This window comes from Pseudomonas sp. yb_9 (assembly GCF_043103635.1).
Taxonomy (GTDB): Bacteria; Pseudomonadota; Gammaproteobacteria; order Pseudomonadales; family Pseudomonadaceae; genus Aquipseudomonas; species Aquipseudomonas monteilii.
In genome coordinates this window covers 120437-141495 of the sequence record NZ_JBICKA010000097.1, presented here as the reverse complement: position 1 = coordinate 141495, position 21059 = coordinate 120437, and the positions used below count along the sequence as shown (strand labels likewise).

The 21059-nt window shown below is 58.2% G+C and carries 21 protein-coding genes and 1 pseudogene; 3 read left to right on the top strand and 19 right to left on the bottom strand.

Annotation, left to right across the window (positions count from 1 at the left end):
• Positions 1 to 323: 323 nt before the first annotated feature.
• Together ACF8MI_RS24565 and ACF8MI_RS24560 are read right to left on the bottom strand one after the other, a co-directional pair.
• Positions 324 to 872, bottom strand: a complete 549-nt coding sequence (locus ACF8MI_RS24565) for a TetR/AcrR family transcriptional regulator (RefSeq protein WP_135001770.1) — start codon at positions 870 to 872, stop codon at positions 324 to 326.
• Positions 873 to 938: 66 nt separating this feature from the next.
• Positions 939 to 1883, bottom strand: coding sequence for a GlxA family transcriptional regulator (locus ACF8MI_RS24560; RefSeq protein ID WP_135001771.1), 945 nt, complete (start codon positions 1881 to 1883; stop codon positions 939 to 941).
• A gap of 106 nt (positions 1884 to 1989) precedes the next feature.
• Between ACF8MI_RS24560 and ACF8MI_RS24555 the strand changes: the two genes are divergently transcribed.
• From ACF8MI_RS24555 to ACF8MI_RS24545, 3 genes are read left to right on the top strand one after another with little or no spacing between them, the layout of a single operon-like run.
• Positions 1990 to 2784, top strand: coding sequence for an SDR family oxidoreductase (locus tag ACF8MI_RS24555; RefSeq protein ID WP_186723335.1), 795 nt, complete (start codon positions 1990 to 1992; stop codon positions 2782 to 2784).
• A 26-nt stretch (positions 2785 to 2810) separates the two neighbouring features.
• Positions 2811 to 3575 carry an SDR family oxidoreductase gene (locus ACF8MI_RS24550; protein ID WP_104833717.1) on the top strand — a complete coding sequence of 255 codons (765 nt, stop codon included), beginning with the start codon at positions 2811 to 2813 and terminating at the stop codon, positions 3573 to 3575.
• 38 nt (positions 3576 to 3613) lie between these two features.
• Positions 3614 to 4132 carry a carboxymuconolactone decarboxylase family protein gene (locus ACF8MI_RS24545; protein WP_104833716.1) on the top strand — a complete coding sequence of 173 codons (519 nt, stop codon included), beginning with the start codon at positions 3614 to 3616 and terminating at the stop codon, positions 4130 to 4132.
• A gap of 216 nt (positions 4133 to 4348) precedes the next feature.
• Here the strand turns inward: ACF8MI_RS24545 and ACF8MI_RS24540 are convergent.
• From ACF8MI_RS24540 to mnmG, 17 genes and pseudogenes are all read right to left on the bottom strand, one after another.
• Positions 4349 to 4597 (bottom strand): annotated as a pseudogene (locus ACF8MI_RS24540) (transposase); the annotation flags it as partial.
• 280 nt (positions 4598 to 4877) lie between these two features.
• Positions 4878 to 6713 carry a glutamine--fructose-6-phosphate transaminase (isomerizing) gene (gene glmS, locus ACF8MI_RS24535; protein ID WP_016712765.1) on the bottom strand — a complete coding sequence of 612 codons (1836 nt, stop codon included), beginning with the start codon at positions 6711 to 6713 and terminating at the stop codon, positions 4878 to 4880.
• A 3-nt stretch (positions 6714 to 6716) separates the two neighbouring features.
• Entirely contained in the window at positions 6717 to 7493 is a 777-nt protein-coding gene (locus tag ACF8MI_RS24530) for a DeoR/GlpR family DNA-binding transcription regulator (RefSeq protein ID WP_016712766.1), read from the bottom strand.
• Between the two features lie 189 nt (positions 7494 to 7682).
• Positions 7683 to 9050, bottom strand: a complete 1368-nt coding sequence (gene glmU / locus ACF8MI_RS24525) for a bifunctional UDP-N-acetylglucosamine diphosphorylase/glucosamine-1-phosphate N-acetyltransferase GlmU (protein WP_104833715.1) — start codon at positions 9048 to 9050, stop codon at positions 7683 to 7685.
• A gap of 125 nt (positions 9051 to 9175) precedes the next feature.
• Positions 9176 to 9595 carry a F0F1 ATP synthase subunit epsilon gene (locus ACF8MI_RS24520; RefSeq protein ID WP_010955886.1) on the bottom strand — a complete coding sequence of 140 codons (420 nt, stop codon included), beginning with the start codon at positions 9593 to 9595 and terminating at the stop codon, positions 9176 to 9178.
• 43 nt (positions 9596 to 9638) lie between these two features.
• Complete coding sequence (gene atpD / locus ACF8MI_RS24515; protein WP_016502294.1) at positions 9639 to 11015, bottom strand: F0F1 ATP synthase subunit beta; 1377 nt, start codon at positions 11013 to 11015, stop codon at positions 9639 to 9641.
• A 27-nt stretch (positions 11016 to 11042) separates the two neighbouring features.
• Positions 11043 to 11903: a F0F1 ATP synthase subunit gamma gene (gene atpG / locus ACF8MI_RS24510; protein WP_003253195.1), complete on the bottom strand. Its 861-nt coding sequence runs from the start codon at positions 11901 to 11903 to the stop codon at positions 11043 to 11045.
• Positions 11904 to 11951: 48 nt separating this feature from the next.
• Positions 11952 to 13496, bottom strand: coding sequence for a F0F1 ATP synthase subunit alpha (atpA, locus tag ACF8MI_RS24505; protein ID WP_060499720.1), 1545 nt, complete (start codon positions 13494 to 13496; stop codon positions 11952 to 11954).
• A 21-nt stretch (positions 13497 to 13517) separates the two neighbouring features.
• Positions 13518 to 14054 (bottom strand): F0F1 ATP synthase subunit delta, encoded by a 537-nt coding sequence (locus tag ACF8MI_RS24500; RefSeq protein ID WP_003253191.1) that lies wholly within the window; start codon positions 14052 to 14054, stop codon positions 13518 to 13520.
• Positions 14055 to 14066: 12 nt separating this feature from the next.
• Positions 14067 to 14537 (bottom strand): F0F1 ATP synthase subunit B, encoded by a 471-nt coding sequence (locus ACF8MI_RS24495; protein WP_010955888.1) that lies wholly within the window; start codon positions 14535 to 14537, stop codon positions 14067 to 14069.
• Between the two features lie 56 nt (positions 14538 to 14593).
• Positions 14594 to 14851 (bottom strand): F0F1 ATP synthase subunit C, encoded by a 258-nt coding sequence (gene atpE, locus ACF8MI_RS24490; RefSeq protein WP_003097235.1) that lies wholly within the window; start codon positions 14849 to 14851, stop codon positions 14594 to 14596.
• A gap of 142 nt (positions 14852 to 14993) precedes the next feature.
• Entirely contained in the window at positions 14994 to 15863 is an 870-nt protein-coding gene (gene atpB / locus ACF8MI_RS24485; RefSeq protein WP_003260030.1) for a F0F1 ATP synthase subunit A, read from the bottom strand.
• A gap of 16 nt (positions 15864 to 15879) precedes the next feature.
• Positions 15880 to 16287, bottom strand: coding sequence for a F0F1 ATP synthase subunit I (locus ACF8MI_RS24480; protein WP_008092225.1), 408 nt, complete (start codon positions 16285 to 16287; stop codon positions 15880 to 15882).
• A 149-nt stretch (positions 16288 to 16436) separates the two neighbouring features.
• Positions 16437 to 17309, bottom strand: coding sequence for a ParB/RepB/Spo0J family partition protein (locus ACF8MI_RS24475; protein WP_104833713.1), 873 nt, complete (start codon positions 17307 to 17309; stop codon positions 16437 to 16439).
• Positions 17310 to 17318: 9 nt separating this feature from the next.
• Positions 17319 to 18110 (bottom strand): ParA family protein, encoded by a 792-nt coding sequence (locus ACF8MI_RS24470; protein WP_060499722.1) that lies wholly within the window; start codon positions 18108 to 18110, stop codon positions 17319 to 17321.
• Between the two features lie 18 nt (positions 18111 to 18128).
• Complete coding sequence (gene rsmG / locus ACF8MI_RS24465; RefSeq protein WP_104833712.1) at positions 18129 to 18779, bottom strand: 16S rRNA (guanine(527)-N(7))-methyltransferase RsmG; 651 nt, start codon at positions 18777 to 18779, stop codon at positions 18129 to 18131.
• Positions 18776 to 20668, bottom strand: a complete 1893-nt coding sequence (gene mnmG, locus ACF8MI_RS24460) for a tRNA uridine-5-carboxymethylaminomethyl(34) synthesis enzyme MnmG (RefSeq protein WP_060499724.1) — start codon at positions 20666 to 20668, stop codon at positions 18776 to 18778. Before mnmG ends, rsmG begins: the two co-directional genes overlap by 4 nt.
• Positions 20669 to 21059 lie beyond the last annotated feature (391 nt).

Sequence of the window (21059 nt, the reverse complement as noted above, 5' to 3'; positions counted from 1 at the left end):
TTCTATAACCCCAAGCGTCGACACAGCAGTGCTATGCAGCTGTCGCCAGTAGAGTATGAGAAACGCTATTTTCTGAGCTTGGAGAGTGTCTAGGGAACCCGGGGCGATTCAAATCCATCTGCATGTTTCCGAGGTTAATGGGATGGATCTTCAGTGCCATGGTGATTCTCCTTGCGGGATGACGCTTGGGTTAAGACAGAGCTTCTGAGCAGGAAAATACCGACTCGCTTTGCCTCTTTAAGAACCGATCGGTTCAATATAGGACGACCCCAAGGCTGGTGCAAGAGAAAAAAACCATTCGGTTCAAAAAGGATGAATTTTGTTCAGAGAGCCCGCAGCGCTTCCATGAAATGGCTGACGCGATCGCCTGTACCATCAGCAGGCAAGCAGCTTTCTACGCACACCCCAGAGAAAAACACCATGATGATGTCCGCGACTACCTCTGGTGCCAGTCGGGTCTTCTCAGCCCTTACATTGTCAGCGATTTCCGGGAGCAGGCGACGGTGACAATCCACAAGCAGCTGACGGACCTGCTCGGAAAGCACCGGGAATTCCCGTAAAGCATTGACGGAGAAACACCCCATACATCCGTTATCTTGGGGGTCGCCAAGCCGAAGAAACCGCTCGATGTTTGCCCATCCGTGCGGCTGAGCAGTCAGGATTTCTGGCGCACCGCGGTTAGCGTAGTAATACGCCAGGGCGCTCAGAAAAAGATCATCTTTGTCCTTGAATTCAGAATACAGGCCAGATTTGTTGACACCTGTAGCGGTCTCAAGATGATGCAGAGAGGTGCCGGAGTAGCCGTATTGCCAGAATACGGGGAGTGCTTTCTCCAGCACCGTCTCACGATTGAATTTTCGAGGGCGTCCCATTTTCGGTACCTAAATCATCGACATGATCCCAGTATCGAACCGTTCGGTTTAATAGGAAAGCGTTTTCTATCCGACCCGTCTCGCGTCCCGGCGAACTGCTTGCGGGGGAACACCAAAACCTCGGATGAATACCTCGCGCATGTGTCGACGATCCCTGAACCCTGTTTCCCTTGCTACCGTGTCCAGACTATGGCGACTTTGCTCGATCATAAGTCGAGCTGCTTCCAGGCGAAGGCTCTCCACCGCTTTCGCCGGTGACTGGCCTGTTTCAGCAGTAAAGACACGGGTGAACTGCCTCGGGCTCAGATGCACAACCTCTGCTAGCTCTTCCACGCTCAATGCTCTGTTCAAATGCTTGCGCGCGTAGTCTAGAGCGCTCTGAATTCGATCTGATTTAGGCGCCATGGTGAGCAACTCAGAGTGCTGCGACTGCCCTCCCGAACGACGTTGATGCATGACGAGCTTATGCGCTACTGAACGTGCGAGCTCCGTACCTAAATCCTTTTCCACCATCCCCAAAGCCATGTCGAGGCCGGCGGTCATTCCTGCCGAGGTCCAGATAGGGCCGTCCACTATGAAGATCCGATCTTCTTCCACCTCAATACTCGGATGCATGCTCTGCAGAGTTTTCGCGTAGGCCCAGTGAGTGGTCGCACGTCGGTTATCCAAGACTCCCGCTTGAGCCAGCACGAATGCACCTGTGCAAATGCCAGCGATACGTCGAGCGCTCTGTGCAAAGCCCTGCACGCTGGACAACACCTCAACCGCAGGAGGCGTAAGTGGAGTGAGTGTTCCTGTGATCATCCAGCTATCAGCCAGCCCGGGAGCATCCAACGCCAGCGTATCGATATGCATGCCCAGCGACGATCGAACCGTGCCACCTGACACTGAAAAATTCTGAATTCGATACACAGGCTCACCCGCCACCATATTGGCGAACTCAAAAACAGCCTGGGTGGCCAGTGACATCACTTGAAACCCGTCTGTGATCAGATAGCCGACTCGATGCATTACCACGCTCCATTTTCTGATGTCCTAAATCATGACCGTATGCGTCATTTAAGACAAATCGGTTTTTTTGCATCATGGCTCCACACCCAAACAACGGAGCTGGACCATGACTCAGGAATACAAAGGCACCGCCCTGATCACAGGCGCATCTACCGGCATCGGCGCGATCTACGCCGAGCGCCTGGCTCAACGTGGCTATGACCTGGTTCTGGTCGCCCGCAATCGTGATCGACTCAATGCCCTCGCCAGCCGAATCACCAACGAGACCCAGCAGAGCGTGGAAGTCTTCCAGGCTGACCTGGCCAACTCAACGGACCTGGCTCGAGTCGAGCGCAAATTGCGTGAAGACGCCAGCATCAACCTCTTGGTTAACAACGCCGGCATCGGTACCCACACCAGCTTGATGGAAAGCGATATCGAGCGGATGGCCGAGATGATCAATCTCAACGTCACTGCACTGACAAGACTCACCTACGCCGCTGTTCCAGGCTTCATCGCTCGCCAACAGGGCGCAATCATCAATATCTCATCAATCGTCAGCCTGGCACCCGAAATACTGAATGGCGTGTACGGCGGAAGCAAAGCCTACGTAACGGCGTTCACTCAATCGCTGCACAAAGAGCTGGCAGAACAAGGCATCAGGATTCAAGCGGTGCTGCCAGGAGCTACAGCCACCGACTTCTGGGAGATCGGGGGGCTGCCTGTCGAAAACCTGGATCCCAACATCGTGATGTCAGCTAGCGACCTGGTGGATGGCGCCCTTCAAGACTTCGACAACAGTGTCTTGATCTCCATCCCTTCCATGCAGGACCTACAGCATTTCGAGCTCTACGAAAGCAGCCGTAAGGCGCTGTTCGGACATCTCTCCAGCAACAAACTCGCACCGCGTTACGACGTTTAATCAATCAAATTGAAAGGATACAAATCATGAAAACTAGCGCAAACACCATCTTCATCACTGGCGGCACCTCCGGTATTGGCCGTGCACTGGCCGAAGCATTCCACCAACGTGGGAACAAAGTCATCATCGCCGGTCGACGCCAATCGCTGCTGGATGAAATTGCCAGCTCCAACCCCGGCATCGACACTGTTCAGCTTGATATCAATGATGCACAGCAGATCAAGGATGTCGCACAAGAGGTTATCCGTCGACACCCCTCGCTGAACGTCATCATCAACAATGCCGGCATCATGCCTTTCGACAACCCAGGTTCTGGCGATTATGACGATGAGCAGGCTGTAGGGCTGCTGCAAACCAACCTGCTGGGCCCGGTCCGTGTTAGCGCTGCGTTTGTAGAACATCTCAAGCGTCAACCTGATGCCTACATCATCAACAACAGCTCGGTACTGGCCTATCTGCCACTGGCCGCGACAGCGCTCTACTCGGCGACCAAAGCCGCGATCCACTCCTACTCGCTGTCGCAACGTTTTGCCCTGCGCGACACCAGCGTCAAGGTTCTGGAAATCGCGCCGCCATGGGTCGACACCGATCTGATTCACAAGAGTGGTGATGAGCGCGCCATGCCTCTGGACGAGTTCATTCAAGAGACCTTGGAAAAACTGGAGACAGCGACAACCGAAGTCCTGGTTGACCGCGTCGTCCCAGTCCGAGCCAACCAGGGTGCAAACGAGCATGAACTGATCAACCAGTTCAACCAGGCACTGGCCGAAAACCCTATTCCTGTCGCCTGAACAGAACCGCATTGGACAACTCAGAAGGAAGCAAAATCATGACCCGAATTGCTGCTTTGACCATTGACCAAGCTCCAGCTGCTGCACGCACTGCTCTGCAAGGCGTAGAAAAAGGTTTGGGTTTTATCCCCAACGCTTTCGCTACCCTGGCTCACTCACCAGCAGCCTTGGGAGGTTACCTCGCTCTGGCACAAGCGCTGAGCAAGAACAGCATGACACCTGCTGAACGTGAAGTGGCGGCGCTGGCGGCATCGGAAGTTAACGGATGCGACTACTGCGTCGCGGCTCACAGCTTCTTCGGTGGGAAGGCTGGACTAAACGCTGATGATTTGCTGGCAGCGCGCGCTGGCACGCTGAATGGGGTCGCAGCCCTGGCTCGAGCAGTAACACTGAGCCGCGGCCAAGTGAGTGACGAACATCTCTCTATCGCACGGGAGGCAGGCCTGGACGATGCAAAAATCGTCGATGTAATCGCACAGGTCTCGCTGCTGACCTTGACGAACTACCTGAACAACGTGGCGAAAACAGACATCGACTTCCCACCGAAAGCGATCTGATCCGGCGCCTTACCTGAGCGACCATCACGTGTGCGCTCATCCTAGGACGATCAGCCATTCCTTGAATGGCTGATCGTCTCAACCTTCAGCGAAACGGCGAAAGTCTTCCTCGGGTTAGCTAGTTTTTGAGGCACACGAAGGGAGTTAGCCTGATACCACTCTCTGACCTGTAAAGGACAACCTCACATGAAAGCTGTAGTTTTCCAAGAAGCTGGTTGGGTACTGCTCGCGGATGTCTACTACGTCCTCAGAGAACTCACAGACCAGAAGGTATGCCCGTTCGAGGTCGGACAGGAGGTGGTGAAGGCGTTCGACCTTAACGCCCAGGATTTTGTGGGAGCGTCCTCTCGACGGGACATCCTGCACACGCAACCAAGGCAAGTAACCGGCTCCGGCTCCGCCACCAAATCCATTGGCGATGTGCCGTTCTATGTCCTGCTTTGACGCAAACCTACGACCGCGCAACCTTACCTCCTCAGTCCACCTGGACCGCTTCACCTCACTCTCAAAAAAAGTAATAGGAAAATACGGCCCGCTGCGAGGCCACTTCGAAGGGCTTCCTAGACTACTCCCGCTGAAAAGCGATGCGGCGGATCCAGACCAACGGCTTGACCCAGAAACGTAAAACCCCCGTAGATACGGGGGTTTACGCGTTGTGTCAAACTTTAATAGCTTGTGTCAAACTTTATTGTTTTGTGTCAATCTTTATTGTCCAAAGCCATCTTGAACAGCGACTGTCCGCTACTTACTCAACCGTAACCGACTTGGCCAGGTTACGCGGCTGGTCAACGTCGGTACCCTTGAGCACGGCGACATAGTAGGACAGCAGCTGCAGCGGAATGGTGTACAGGATTGGCGCCAAGGCATCGGCAATGTGCGGCACCTTGATCACATGGGTGCCTTCACCATTGGTCATGCCAGCCTGCTCGTCGGCGAACACGACCAGCTCGCCACCACGGGCACGCACTTCCTGCAGGTTGGACTTCAACTTCTCCAGCAGCTCGTTGTTCGGCGCAACGGTAACCACCGGCATGTCATTGTCCACCAGCGCCAGCGGGCCGTGCTTCAGCTCGCCTGCCGGGTAGGCTTCAGCGTGGATGTACGAGATTTCCTTGAGCTTGAGCGCACCTTCCATCGCCACCGGGTATTGCGCACCACGGCCAAGGAACAGGGTGTGGTGTTTATCAGCGAACAGCTCGGCGATCTTCTCGACAGTGGCGTCCATCGCCAGTGCTTCGCCCAGGCGGGTTGGCAGGCGACGCAGTTCTTCAACCAGCTCGGCTTCGACACCGGCTTCCAGGGTACCGCGCACCTGGCCCAGGGCCAAGGTCAGCAGCATCAGCGACACCAGCTGGGTGGTGAAGGCTTTGGTCGAGGCCACACCGATTTCCGGGCCAGCCAAGGTCAACAGGGTCAGGTCCGACTCGCGTACCAGCGAGCTGATGCCCACGTTGCAGATTGCCAGGCTGCCGAGGAAGCCCAGCTCCTTGGCGTTGCGCAGCGCAGCCAGGGTATCGGCGGTTTCGCCGGACTGCGAGATCGAGACGAACAGGGTATCCGGTTGCACCACCACCTTGCGGTAACGGAACTCGCTGGCCACTTCCACCTGGCAGGGGATACCGGCCAAGCTTTCCAGCCAGTAACGGGCGACCATGCCTGCGTGGTAGCTGGTTCCGCAGGCAACGATCTGCACATTGCGCACCTTGGCGAACAGTTCGGCAGCCTTCGGGCCGAAAGCCTGGACCATCACGTTGTCCTTGCCCAGGCGGCCTTCCAGGGTGCGTTGAACGACGCTTGGCTGCTCGTGGATTTCCTTGAGCATGAAGTGGCGATAGTTGCCCTTGTCAGCAGCCTCGGCACCTTCATGGTACTGCACGGTTTCGCGCTGGACCTTGTGGCCGTTCTCGTCCCAGATGGTGACCTGGTCACGGCGAATTTCAGCGATGTCGCCTTCTTCCAGATACATGAAGCGGTCAGTGACCTGGCGCAGGGCCAACTGGTCGGACGCCAGGAAGTTTTCGCCAAGGCCCAGGCCAATGACCAGAGGGCTGCCGCTGCGTGCAGCTACCAGTCGGTCGGGCTGCTTGGCGCTGACCAGTGCCAGGCCATAAGCGCCATGCAGACGCTTGACGGCGGCTTTCAGCGCATCGGCCAGGTCTGGAGTGCTCTTCAGGGTGTTGTGGATAAGGTGGACGATCACTTCGGTGTCGGTCTGCGAAGTGAAGGTGTAGCCCAGGCCTTTCAGCTCTTCACGCAGCTCTTCGTGGTTCTCGATGATACCGTTGTGCACCACCGCCACTTCATTGCCCGAGAAGTGCGGGTGAGCGTTGCCTTCGGTCGGCGCACCGTGGGTAGCCCAACGGGTATGGGCGATACCCAGCTGGCCAGCCAGTGGGTCAGCCGCTACAGCGGCTTGCAGCTCACTGACCTTGCCGATGCGGCGACGGCGCTGCAATTCACCGCCTTGGGTAAGGACGGCCAGGCCTGCGCTGTCGTACCCGCGGTACTCCAGACGCTTGAGGCCTTCGATCAGGATGGCAGTGATATTGCGCTCGGCGATGGCACCAACGATTCCACACATGTTTTATTGCTCCTGGCTGATCGCGGCGCAGATCAGGTTGATGCCGCGGGCTTGAATTTGTTCACGTGCCGCTGCGGGCAGTCGTTCGTCTGTAATAAGGGTGTGCACGCTGCTCCAGGGCAGCTCGAGGTTGGGGATCTTGCGCCCCACCTTGTCCGACTCGACCATCACGATCACTTCGCGGGCAACTTCAGCCATGACCCGGCTAAGCCCGAGCAGTTCGTTGAAGGTGGTGGTCCCCCGGCCGAGGTCAATGCCATCGGCACCGATGAACAGCTGGTCGAAATCGTAAGAGCGCAAAACCTGCTCGGCCACCTGGCCCTGGAACGACTCGGAATGCGGGTCCCAGGTACCGCCGGTCATCAGCAGCACCGGCTCGTGTTCAAGGTCGCTGATGGCACGGGCCACATTCAGCGAATTGGTCATCACCACCAGGCCGGGCTGACGCCCCAGCTCAGGGATCATGGCTGCCGTGGTGCTGCCGCTGTCGATGATGATGCGCGCATGTTCGCGGATTCGACCAACAGCGGCACGGGCGATGGCCTTCTTGTAGGAAGACACAGGCTGGGCCGGCTCACCGAGCAGTTCTTGCGGCACGGGTACCGCTCCGCCGTAGCGGCGTAGCAGCAGGCCGTTGGTTTCGAGAGCGGCGAGATCTTTGCGAATGGTGACTTCCGAAGTCTCGAAACGTTTGGCCAAAGCGTCCACGCTCACCTCGCCCTGCTCACTGAGCAACGCCAGGATGTTGTGCCGCCGCTGCGGGGTATTTCGTTTCGACATGAGTGCTTAAGTTTCGTTTCGAAAGATAATGGTTGCAATCAAAACCTAAGATGAATGATTCGTCAAGCTGTCGCTGCCCTGTGGATAGTTTTGCCGGTTCGATACCGTCCTACAGGCACCGCAAAAAGCCAATAAAAAAGCCGACTTACTCACATAAGTCGGCTTTCGATCGAAATAGCTGTGAACAAATCAGCTCTTCTTGATTTTCTCCGGGCGCTTCCAGCCCGAGATGTTGCGCTGGCGCGCACGGGCCACCGCCAGCTCACCGGCCTCGACGGCCTGAGTGATGGTCGAACCGGCTGCGGTGGTCGCGCCAGCCTGAATTTCCACAGGCGCTACCAGCGAGTTGTTCGAACCGATGAACACGTCCTCACCCATCACGGTCTTGAACTTGTTGGCGCCATCGTAGTTGCAGGTGATGGTACCGGCGCCAATATTGGTGCGCGCACCGATTTCGGCATCGCCCAGGTAGGTCAGGTGACCGGCCTTGGCGCCTTCGCCCAAGTGGGCGTTTTTCAGTTCCACGAAGTTACCCACATGGGCTTTGGCATCCAGCACGCTGCCTGGGCGCAGGCGGGCGAACGGGCCGGCATCGCTACCCTCGCCCATCACGGCGCCTTCAAGGTGGCTGTTAGCCTTGACCACCGCGCCTTTGCGCAGGGTGGTGTTCTTGATCACGCAGTTAGGGCCGATCTGCACATCGTCCTCGATGACCACCTTGCCTTCGAGAATCACGTTGATGTCGATCAGCACGTCACGGCCAACGGTCACTTCGCCCCGTACATCGAAACGTGCCGGGTCGCGCAGGGTTACACCCTGGGCCATCAGGCGGCGGCCTTCACGCAGCTGGTAGTGACGCTCCAGCTCGGACAGCTGGCGGCGGTCATTGGCGCCCTGCACTTCCATCGGGTCGTGCGGGTGCTCGGTAGCCACCACCAGGCCATCGGCCACTGCCATGGCGATGACGTCGGTCAGGTAATACTCGCCCTGGGCGTTGTTGTTCGACAGACGGCCCATCCAGTCAGCCAGGCGCGCAGCTGGCAATGCCAAGATACCGGTGTTGCCTTCCTTGATCGCTTTCTGCACGTCGTTGGCGTCCTTGTGCTCAACGATGGCAGTTACCTTGCCCTGCTCGTCACGGACGATACGGCCATAACCTGTCGGGTCGTCCAGGGTAACCGTGAGCAGGCCCAGCTGCTGGTCGTTGGCCTTGGCCAACAGGCGCTGCAGGGTCTCCACTTCGATCATCGGCACGTCACCGTACAACACCAGCACGGTGTCGGCAGTCAGCGCCGGCAGAGCCTGGGCAACAGCATGGCCGGTACCCAGCTGCTTATCCTGCATGACGAAGTTGAGGTCGTCAGCGGCCAGGCGCTCGCGAACCAGCTCGGCACCATGGCCAATCACAACATGAATACCTTGCGGCTGCAGTTGGCGCGCACTGTGGATAACATGGCCGAGCATGGAGTTGCCGGCTACCGGGTGCAGCACCTTGGGCAGCGCCGAGCGCATGCGGGTGCCTTGGCCGGCGGCGAGAATAACGATATCGAGTGACATTACTGGCTACCAATCCTGGGCGGTCAGTGAAATGACCGGGGGGGGAAAAATCAGAAAAAAAGAAAAAGGGTAGCCGAGGCTACCCTTTTACTCAATCGCAACAGAAGTTATCAGCCAAAGGCCGATTACTTGCCTTTGCGCATTTGCTGGACGGTACGCAGCTGGGCTGCGGCCTCGGCCAGACGTGCGGCGGCGGCACCGTAGTCGAAGTCCGCGCCTTTCAGATTCAGGGCGTTCTCAGCAGCCTTGAGGGCTTCCTGAGCCTGAGCTTCATCCAGGTCTGCAGCACGTTGCACGGTATCGGCAAGCACCTTGACCATGTTTGGCTGAACCTCGAGGAAGCCACCAGAGATGTAGAACACCTCATGGGCGCCACCCTGCTTGGTCAGCGTGATCGGACCAGGCTTGAGATTGGTGATCAGCGGCGCGTGGCCTGGAGCGATACCGAGATCACCCAGGTTACCGTGCGCAACTACCATCTCGACCAGGCCGGAGAAAATCTCTCCTTCCGCGCTGACGATATCGCAATGGACTGTCATAGCCATCTGCTTGCCTCAACCTGATAGCGCCCCTTGCGGGGCGCAGGAATTACAGTTTCTTGGCTTTCTCGATCGCTTCGTCGATGCTGCCGACCATGTAGAACGCTTGTTCTGGCAGGTGGTCGTAGTCACCTTTGAGGATGCCGCTGAAGCCAGCGATGGTGTCTTTCAGGGAAACGTACTTGCCTGGCGAACCAGTGAAGACTTCGGCCACGAAGAACGGCTGCGACAGGAAGCGCTGGATCTTACGAGCGCGGGCTACCAGTTGCTTGTCGGTCTCGGACAGTTCGTCCATACCCAGGATCGCGATGATGTCCTTCAGCTCTTTGTAGCGCTGCAGAACATACTGAACGCCACGAGCGGTGTCGTAGTGCTCGTTGCCGATCACGTTCGGGTCCAGCTGGCGCGAAGTCGAGTCCAGTGGGTCGACCGCTGGGTAGATGCCCAGGGAGGCGATGTCACGGGACAGAACGACGGTGGCGTCCAAGTGGGCGAAGGTGGTCGCTGGCGACGGGTCGGTCAAGTCGTCCGCAGGTACGTATACGGCCTGAACGGAGGTGATCGAACCTTCCTTGGTGGAAGTGATGCGCTCTTGCAGAACGCCCATCTCTTCAGCCAGGGTCGGCTGGTAACCTACTGCCGAAGGCATACGGCCCAGCAGTGCGGATACTTCGGTACCGGCCAGGGTGTAACGATAGATGTTGTCGACGAACAGCAGAACGTCGTTACCTTCGTCACGGAACTTCTCAGCCATGGTCAGGCCAGTCAGCGCTACGCGCAGACGGTTTCCTGGTGGCTCGTTCATCTGACCGTAGACCAGCGCTACCTTGTCGAGAACGTTGGAGTCCTTCATCTCGTGGTAGAAGTCGTTACCCTCACGAGTACGCTCACCCACACCAGCGAACACGGAGTAACCGCTGTGTTCCATGGCGATGTTACGGATCAGTTCCATCATGTTTACGGTCTTGCCGACACCGGCACCACCGAACAGACCAACTTTACCACCCTTGGCGAACGGGCAAACCAGGTCGATAACCTTGATGCCGGTTTCCAGCAGGTCGTTGCCGCCTGCCTGGTCAGCGAACGAAGGCGCTGGCTGGTGGATACCGCGACGCTCTTCTTCGCCGATCGGGCCGGCTTCGTCGATCGGGTTGCCCAGTACGTCCATGATACGGCCCAGGGTGGCCTTACCAACAGGAACGGAAATGGCAGCGCCGGAGTCAACGACTTCCAGACCGCGCTTCAGGCCTTCGGTCGAGCCCATCGCAATGGTACGAACCACGCCGTCGCCCAGCTGCTGCTGAACTTCCAGGGTGGTTTCCGCGCCTTGTACTTTCAGCGCGTTGTAAACACTCGGCACGACGTCACGTGGGAATTCCACGTCGATGACGGCGCCGATGATTTGAACGATACGTCCGCTACTCATAGCTGGATCCTCTGAATATGTGAACCGTTAAACCGCGGCAGCGCCGCCGACGATTTCCGAGATCTCCTGGGTGATCGCAGCCTGACGCGCCTTGTTGTAGATCAACTGAAGCTCTTTGATCAAATCACCGGCGTTGTCTGTGGCGTTCTTCATGGCGATCATCCGGGCCGCTTGTTCAGCAGCGTTGTTCTCGACCACCGCCTGGTACACCTGCGACTCCACGTAACGCACCATCAAGCCGTCCAGCAGCTCTTTTGCGTCGGGTTCGTACAGGTAATCCCAGTGATGCTTGAGATCCTGATCCGGGGTTGCCACCAACGGTACCAATTGCTCGACCGTTGGCTTCTGGGTCATGGTGTTGATGAACTTGTTCGAAACCACCGAGAGGCGATCGATACGGCCGTCCAGGTAGGCGTCCAGCATCACTTTGACGGAGCCGATCAGATCGTTGATCGATGGCTCTTCGCCCAAGTGGCTGATCGCGGCTACGACGTTGCCGCCAAAGATGCGGAAGAAAGTCGCACCCTTGCTGCCGATCACGCACAGGTCGATTTCCACGCCCTGTTCGCGGTTTGCGCTCATGTCCTTGACCAGGGCCTTGAACAGGTTGGTGTTCAAGCCACCGCACAGACCACGGTCACTGCTCACCACTATATAACCGGCGCGCTTTACAGGGCGCTCGATCATGAACGGGTGGCGATATTCCGGGTTGGCGTTGGCCAGATGACCGATCACCTGGCGGATACGCTCCGCGTAAGGACGGCTAGCAGCCATGCGCATTTGTGCCTTGCGCATTTTGCTGACCGCCACTTTCTCCATGGCGCTGGTAATTTTTTGCGTGCTTTTGATGCTCGCAATCTTACTGCGAATCTCTTTTGCGCCTGCCATGTATCACCTATCAGGTTAGCAAGCGGGGGCCACGGCCCCCGCTGCGGCTTACCAGGTCTGGGTGGCCTTGAACTTCTCGATACCGGCTTTCAGGCCAGCGTCGATTTCGTCGTTGAAGTCACCCTTCACGTTGATCTTCGCCATCAGTTCGGCGTGATCACGGTTGAAGAAGGCGATCAGTGCTTGCTCGAAGCTGCCGATCTTGGAGACTTCTACGTCAGTCAGGAAGCCACGCTCAGCGGCGTACAGCGACAGGGCCATGTCTGCGATGGACATTGGCGCGTACTGCTTCTGCTTCATCAGCTCGGTAACGCGCTGACCATGCTCCAGCTGCTTGCGGGTCGCTTCGTCCAGATCGGACGCGAACTGGGCGAATGCAGCCAGTTCACGGTACTGAGCCAGCGCGGTACGAATACCACCGGACAGCTTCTTGATGATCTTGGTCTGAGCGGCACCACCTACGCGGGATACCGAAACACCGGCGTTCACTGCAGGGCGGATGCCCGAGTTGAACATGGCCGATTCCAGGAAGATCTGACCGTCGGTGATGGAAATCACGTTGGTCGGAACGAACGCGGAAACGTCGCCAGCCTGGGTTTCGATGATCGGCAGAGCGGTCAGGGAACCGGTTTTGCCAGTGACTGCGCCGTTGGTGAACTTCTCGACGTACTCTTCCGAAACGCGCGAAGCACGCTCCAGCAGACGGGAGTGGAGATAGAACACGTCGCCTGGGTATGCTTCACGTCCTGGTGGACGGCGCAGCAGCAGGGAGATCTGACGGTAAGCAACGGCCTGCTTGGACAGGTCATCGTAAACGATCAGGGCGTCTTCACCGCGGTCACGGAAGAACTCGCCCATGGTGCAGCCGGCGTATGGCGCCAGGAACTGCAGTGCGGCGGATTCCGATGCACTGGCAACGACCACGATGGTGTTGGCCAGAGCGCCGGATTCTTCCAGCTTGCGAACGATGTTGGCAACGGTGGAACGCTTCTGGCCGACAGCAACATAAACACAGAAAATACCGGAGTCTTTCTGGTTGATGATGGCGTCGATGGCCATGGCGGTCTTGCCGATCTGACGGTCACCGATGATCAGCTCGCGCTGGCCACGGCCGACAGGGATCATGGCGTCGACGGACTTGTAGCCAGTCTGTACAGGCTGGTCTACCGACTTACGCCAGATCACGCCTGGAGCCACTTTCTCGACTGCGTCGGTCTGGGTGTTGCCCAGAGGACCTTTACCGTCGATCGGGTTGCCCAGTGCGTCAACGACGCGGCCCAGCAGTTCCTTACCAACAGGAACTTCCAGGATGCGGCCGGTGCACTTGGCGCTCATGCCTTCGGCGAGGGTGTCGTATGCACCCAGGATCACTGCACCTACGGAGTCTTGCTCCAGGTTCAGGGCCATGCCGAATACGCTGCCAGGGAACTCGATCATTTCGCCGTACATGACGTCGGCCAGACCGTGGATCCGCACGATACCGTCGGATACCGAAACAACGGTACCTTCGTTACGGGCTTGGGAGCTCACATCGAGGTTGTCGATGCGGCCCTTGATGATTTCACTAATTTCGGAAGGATTGAGTTGCTGCATTGCTCTGCTGCCCCTTCAAACTCAAGATTTCAATGCTTCGGCCAGTTTCGCGATTTTGCCGCGAACAGAGCCATCGATTACCAGGTCACCAGCGCGGATGACGACGCCGCCAATCAGGCTGGCATCCTCCGACGCGTGCAGGCGCACTTCCTGGCCTAACCGTGCACTGAGAACCTTGGCGAGTTTGTCTTGCTGTTCTTGGTTCAACGCGAAGGCACTGGTGACTTCCACGTCCACGGATTTTTCTTGCTCGGCCTTGTACAGGTCGAACAGGGCGGCAATCTCCGGCAGAAGCAGGAGACGGTCGTTTTCCGCGGCAACATGAATGAAATTCTGTGCCTGTGCATTGAACTTGTCACCGCACACGTCAATGAACGTGGCGGCCTTTTCTGCGCTCGTCAGTCGCGGGGCCTTGAGCAGGCGCTGCATGGTGTCGTCTTGCGACACCGCAGCAGCCAGGCCGAGCATGGCTGACCAATTGGCCAGTTGCTGATGGGCCTGGGCATGCTCAAAGGCAGCCTTAGCGTAAGGTCGGGCCAACGTGGTCAGTTCTGCCATGATCGCCCTCGCTTAAATTTCAGCGGCCAGTTTGTTAACCAGCTCCGCATGCGCGTTTTGATCGATTGTGGCGCCAAGGATCTTTTCGGCACCGCCAACGGCCAGGGCACCCACTTGGGCACGCAGGGCGTCTTTAGCGCTGTTCAGTTCCTGTTCGATCTCGGCCAGAGCCTGAGCCTTCACACGGTCAGCTTCGACGCGGGCCTGTTCACGGGCTTCGTCGACAAGCTGAGCAGCGCGTTTCTTGCTTTGCTCAATGATTTCGGCTGCCTGTGCTTTAGCTTCACGCAGTTGCTGACCCGCTTTCTCTTGGGCCAGCTCCAGGTCGCGAGCTGCGCGGTTGGCAGCGTCCAAGCCGTCGGCAATCTTCTTTTGGCGCTCTTGCAGAGCAGTGATGACCGGAGGCCATACATACTTCATGCAGAAGAGTACAAAAATCAGAAAAGCAACGGATTGGCCAATCAGGGTTGCATTAATGTTCACGCCAACACCTCGCTCGGTCTTAATTCATACAGCCATCAACTCGTGGTGACGAGTGATTAGCCGGCGATCTGACCAACGAACGGATTCGCGAAGGTGAAGAACAGAGCGATACCAACACCGATCATGGTTACGGCGTCGAGCAGACCGGCAACGATGAACATTTTAACCTGCAGCATCGGAACCATTTCTGGTTGACGAGCAGCGCCTTCCAGGAATTTGCCGCCCAGCAGGCCGAAACCAATGGCGGTACCCAGAGCACCCAGGCCGATCAGCAGAGCAACAGCGATAGCGGTCAGACCAACTACAGTTTCCATCTTTCCTCCCGACTTTTACGTCGTATTGGTTAGGTTTTTAGTTTGAAGCGGTAAAACAAATCGTGAGTACAGCTGCCCTTGCGGACTTTTTAAGCCCTCCCCCCGAACAGGCGAAGAAGGCTATCAGACACGCCAGGCGGTCTTAATGGTTATCTTCGTGCGCCATCGACAGGTAGACGATGGTCAGCATCATGAAGATGAAAGCTTGCAGGGTGATGATCAGGATGTGGAACACAGCCCACGCCCATTGCAGCACCACACCCAGGCCGCTCAGCCACAGCAGGCCGGAGCCGAACATGACTGCGATCAGGATGAACACCAGTTCGCCGGCATACATGTTGCCGAACAGACGCAGTGCCAGCGAGATCGGCTTGGCGATCAGGGTGACGAATTCCAGCAGGAAGTTGACCGGAATCAGCAGGATCTGAACGAAGATGTTCTTGCTGCCGAACGGGTGCAGGGTCAGCTCACCGATGAAGCCGCCCAGGCCCTTGACCTTGATGCTGTAGAAGATGATCAGGGCGAACACGCAGAAGGCCATGGCCAGGGTCGCGTTCGGGTCGGTGGTCGACACGGCGCGGAACGGAATGTGCGGGTCACCGGAAATCAGGATGGCCAGCTGAGGAATCCAGTCGACCGGTACCAGGTCGACGGCGTTCATCAGGAATACCCAGACGAAAATGGTCAGCGCCAGCGGAGCGATTACCGGGCTACGGCCGTGGAAGGAGTCCTTCACGCTGCCGTTGACGAAGTCGACCATCACTTCAACGAAGTTCTGCAGACCGCCAGGTTGGCCGGAAGTCGCCTTCTTCGCCGCCATGCGGAAGATGAACAGGAAGATCAGACCCAGCGCGACGGACCAACCCAGGGTGTCCAGGTGGAACGCCCAGAAGCCCATTGCCTTGGCTTCTGCAGCCGAATGGGCGAAGCCCCAGCTGCCGTCTGGTAGTTGACCGTAGGTCAGGTTCTGCAAGTGGTGCTGGATATAGCCCGAAGCGGTTTCTGCTGCCATGGTTGCCTCAAACGCCCTAAGGTCTCGAAAGTCTTTTATTCATCAGCAGGGGCGCGAACCAGCTGACCAAAAGGGTCAGCACGAAGACGCCGAATACTGCTAACGGCGCCAATGGCTTCACTCCTGCAAAGGTCAGTGCAAAAAGCACTGCCGTCAAAATCATCTTGCCTGCCTCGCCAGCGTAAAACGACTTGACGATGGCTTGTGCCGCCCGAGCTCCGCTGAAGCGAAAAGCCTTCCAGGCGAAATACACATTGGGCAGCCAGGCAATCAAACCTCCGCAAAGGCCTGAATATCCACTGACCGCCCCTTTCCACTGCCACAACACCAAGGTTGCCAGCAGTAGTACGACGAATTGAGCCAGCAGTACCGGAAAAACCGCCCAGCGATGGAAAGGCAGGCGGTTTGGCGTGCGGATTTCCATCACAACTGCTCCTCGGAAGTCGACCAACAAGTCAGTTATGACTTGGCATAATTTGTGCCGACAAAATGCGCGCAGAGTATAGGGGGGGATTAACCCCTATTCAACTCTTCGGTAGTGATTTCCGACTGCGCGCTACAACAGGAATTGTTTCAGCGGATGTGAGCAAGCACGCCTTGCAACTCGTCAAGGGAGTTGTAACGAATAACCAACTGGCCTTTGCCCTTGTTGCCATGACGGATCTGGACAGCCGAGCCCAGGCGCTCTGCGAGCCGCTGTTCAAGGCGTGCGATATCCGGATCAGGTTTGCTCGGTTCGACCGGATCAGGCTTGTCACTGAGCCACTGACGCACCAGTGCCTCAGTTTGGCGCACGGTGAGGCCACGTGCGACAACATGACGCGCCCCCTCCTCCTGACGGTTTTCTTCCAGACCGAGCAATGCGCGGGCGTGACCCATCTCCAGGTCGCCGTGGGCGAGCATGGTCTTGATCGCCTCAGGCAGCGTGATCAGACGCAGCAGGTTGGCCACGGTCACCCGCGACTTGCCTACGGCGTCGGCTACCTGCTGCTGGGTGAGCTCGAATTCCTGCTGCAGGCGCTGAAGGGCCAGGGCCTCTTCCAGCGGGTTGAGGTCTTCGCGCTGGATGTTCTCGATCAGCGCCATGGCAATGGCCGCCTCATCGGCCACGTCGCGGACCATGGCCGGGATCGTGTCCAGGCCGGCCTGCTGCGTGGCGCGCCAGCGGCGTTCACCGGCGATGATCTCGTAGCGGTTGTCGCCGATCGGGCGCACCACGATCGGCTGCATCACACCATGGTTACGAATCGAGTGCGCAAGCTCTTCCAGCGCCTCCGGGTCCATGTCCCGGCGCGGCTGGTACTTGCCACGCTGGATCAGCTCGACCGGCAGGTGTTGCAGTTCTTTCTGGTCGATCTTCACAGCCTGCTCTTCGAGCGCGCTGACGGAAGGACCACTGAGCAGTGCATCCAACCCACGTCCGAGACCCCGTTTCTTGACGGCCATACGGATTCCTTAAGTTGTTTGTGCAGTGCGTGATTGACGGCGTTGGCGGCGTACCAGTTCCCCGGCCAGGGCCAGATAAGCCAGCGCGCCTCGCGATTGCTTGTCGTAAGCCAGTGCCGGCATGCCGAAGCTCGGGGCCTCGGCCAAGCGAATGTTGCGCGGAATGACCGTGTCGTACAGCTGCGGGCCAAAGTGCTCCTTCAGCTGCGCCGAAACATCGTTGTTCAGGCTCAGCCGCGGATCGTACATGGTCCGCAGCAGGCCTTCGATCTTCAGCTCCGGGTTCAACCGGGCGGCGATGCGCTTGATGTTATCCACAAGGTCACTGAGCCCTTCCAGTGCGTAGTACTCGCACTGCATGGGGATGATCACGCCATCGGAAGCAACCAGGGCGTTAAGCGTCAGCATCGACAGCGACGGTGGGCAGTCGATGAGGATGTAGTCGTAGTTATCGCGGATGGGCGCCAGCGCGTTGCGCAGACGGCTTTCCTTGACCTGCATTTCCAGCAGCACCACCTCGGCGGCGGTCAGGTCGCGGTTGGCCGGCAGCAACTGGAAACCGCCGTGCTCGGAGTAATGCATGGCCTGGGCCAGATCGCATTCCCCGATCAGCAGGTCGTACACCGAGTGCTCGAGCTCGTGCTTGTCCACACCGCTGCCCATGGTGGCGTTGCCCTGCGGATCGAGGTCGATCAGCAGCACACGACGCTTGGTCGCCGCCAGCGAGGCGGCGAGATTGATACAGGTGGTTGTCTTGCCCACACCACCTTTCTGGTTCGCGATTGCGAATACCTTAGCCATTGTTGCGTGTGTTCCCAGTCATGCCTTGCGGCGCAGTATCAGCAGATGGCGCTGGCCCTGGCAACCCGGAACGGTCAGGGCCTGTTCGCTTTCCACTGTGAAGTCTGCGGGCAATGCTACCAGTTCATCGGCAGGATGCAGCCCCTTCATTGCAAGCCATTGCGTCCCGGTGTCGCCCAGGTGGCGGGTCCAGTTGGTGAAGTTCTCCATGCTGCTGAAGGCACGGGAGATGATGCCGTCGAACGGCTGCGCTGGCTGGAAGGCCTCGACCCGGCTGTGGATAACCGTGAGGTTGTCCAGCTTGAGCTCCATTTTCACTTGGGTCAGGAAGCGGGTCTTCTTGCCATTGGCGTCCAGCACAGTCACCCGCTTGTCCGGATGCAGGATAGCCAAGGGAATGCCGGGCATGCCACCGCCACTGCCCACATCCAGCCAGTTGACACACTCGCTGTGGATAAACGGCATGACGCTGAGGCTGTCCAGCAGGTGGCGCGACACCATCTCGTCGGGGTCGCGCACGGCGGTGAGATTGTAGGCTTTGTTCCATTTGATCAACAGGGCCAGGTAGCCGAGCAGCTTTTCGTGATGCTCGGTGCTCAGCTCGACACCAAGCTGGCGGGCACCTGTGGACAACTCTTCTGCGTGTTGCGGGGTGACCAGGGAACTCAAGCGCTTTGCTCCAATTCGCGGCCAGCGCCGCGTTTTTTCAAGTGAATCAGCAACAGGGAAATCGCCGCCGGGGTCACGCCCGGGATGCGCGAAGCCTGGCCCAACGTTTCCGGACGGGTCTGGCCAAGCTTGCCCTGGATCTCCTTGGACAGGCCGGAAATGGTCGAGTAGTCGATATCCACAGGCAGGCGGGTATCTTCGCTGGCACGCAGGCGGGCGATTTCGTCTTGCTGGCGATCGATGTAACCGGCGTATTTGGTGCGGATTTCGACCTGCTCGGCGACCTGTGGATCGATCGCTTCGCCGCCGGTTGCCTCGATCAGCCCGGCGTAGTCGATTTCGGGGCGCGCCAACAGGTTGAGCAGGCTGTACTCATGGCTGAGCGGGGTACCGAACTTATCCACAATGGCTTGGCCTTGCTCGGTGTTCGGGCGCACCCAGGTCGACTTCAGGCGCTGCTCCTCGCGTTCGATGCCGTCGCGCTTGGTGCAGAAGGCGGCCCAGCGTTGGTCGTCGATCAGGCCGAGTTCGCGGCCCTTTTCGGTCAGGCGCAGGTCGGCGTTGTCTTCTCGCAGGATCAGTCGGTACTCGGCACGCGAAGTGAACATGCGGTACGGCTCCTGGGTACCCAGGGTAATCAGGTCGTCGACCAGTACGCCGATGTACGCCTCGTCGCGGCGCGGGCACCAGCTGTCACGGCCCTGCGCTCGCAGTGCGGCGTTGGTACCGGCCAGCAGGCCTTGGGCGCCGGCTTCTTCGTAACCGGTGGTGCCGTTGATCTGCCCGGCGAAGAACAGGCCGCCGATGACTTTGGTTTCGAGGCTGTACTTGAGGTCGCGCGGGTCGAAGTAGTCGTATTCGATGGCATAGCCCGGGCGCACGATGTGGGCGTTTTCCATGCCACGGATCGAACGCACCAGTTCCAGCTGCACGTCGAACGGCAGCGATGTGGAAATACCGTTGGGGTACAGCTCATGGGTGGTCAGGCCTTCCGGCTCAATGAACACCTGGTGGCTTTCCTTGTCGGCGAAGCGGTGGATCTTGTCTTCGATCGACGGGCAGTAGCGCGGACCGACACCTTCGATCACACCCGAGTACATCGGCGAACGGTCGAGGTTCGAGGCGATGATCTCGTGGGTGCGCGCATTGGTGTGGGTAATCCAGCAGCTCACCTGACGCGGGTGCATTTCGGCATTGCCCATGAACGACATCACCGGGATCGGCGTATCGCCTGGCTGCTCGGTCATCACCGAGAAGTCCACCGAGCGGCCATCGATGCGTGGCGGCGTACCGGTTTTCAGGCGGCCGACGCGCAGCGGCAGCTCACGCATGCGGTGGGCCAGGGCGATCGAAGGCGGATCACCGGCGCGGCCGCCGGAATGGTTTTGCAAACCAATGTGGATAAGGCCGCCGAGGAAGGTACCGGTGGTCAGTACCACCGATTCGGCGAAGAAACGCAGGCCCATCTGGGTCACCACGCCTTTGACCTGGTCCTGCTCGACGATCAGGTCGTCGCAGGACTGCTGGAATATCCACAGGTTCGGCTGGTTTTCCAGGATTTCACGCACCACTGCCTTGTAGATGGCGCGGTCGGCCTGTGCTCGGGTGGCACGTACGGCCGGGCCCTTGCGGTTGTTCAGAACGCGGAACTGGATGCCGCTCTTGTCGGTGGCCAGCGCCATGGCGCCACCGAGGGCATCGATCTCTTTGACCAGATGGCTTTTGCCGATACCGCCTATGGCGGGGTTGCAGCTCATGTGACCGAGGGTTTCCACGTTATGGGTCAACAGCAGGGTTTTCACACCCATGCGTGCAGACGCAAGCGCAGCCTCGGTACCGGCATGGCCGCCGCCGATGACGATCACTTCAAAACGGGAAGGGAAATCCACCACGCACCTCGTGCCTGTTTTTGCGAATAGAGAAGGTAAGCGGACAAGTATAGGGACTTCACCCCCTTTAAAGAAACCGTCTGAGCAAATTTTGACCAGTCTGTGGATGAGTGGCAAACAACAGAAAACAAAGAGGAGAAATTTAAAAAAGCTTTGTTTTTATGTTTATTCTTATACACAGCCTTGTCTGTGGATAAGGTTCTGTAGCCCTTTGTTCATGGTGTGTAGAGAGAAATTAAACCCTGTGGTTGGAGTGCCATGAGGGGTATGGATAACACGATTTAGCCTGTGGATTAAATGGCTCTTTACCCACAGGCCAGATTTTCCTCAGAAAAAAAGCCTGCTTATCAACGGAGCTGAAGGCGGGTTTTCCACAGGGCTCCTGAGCCCA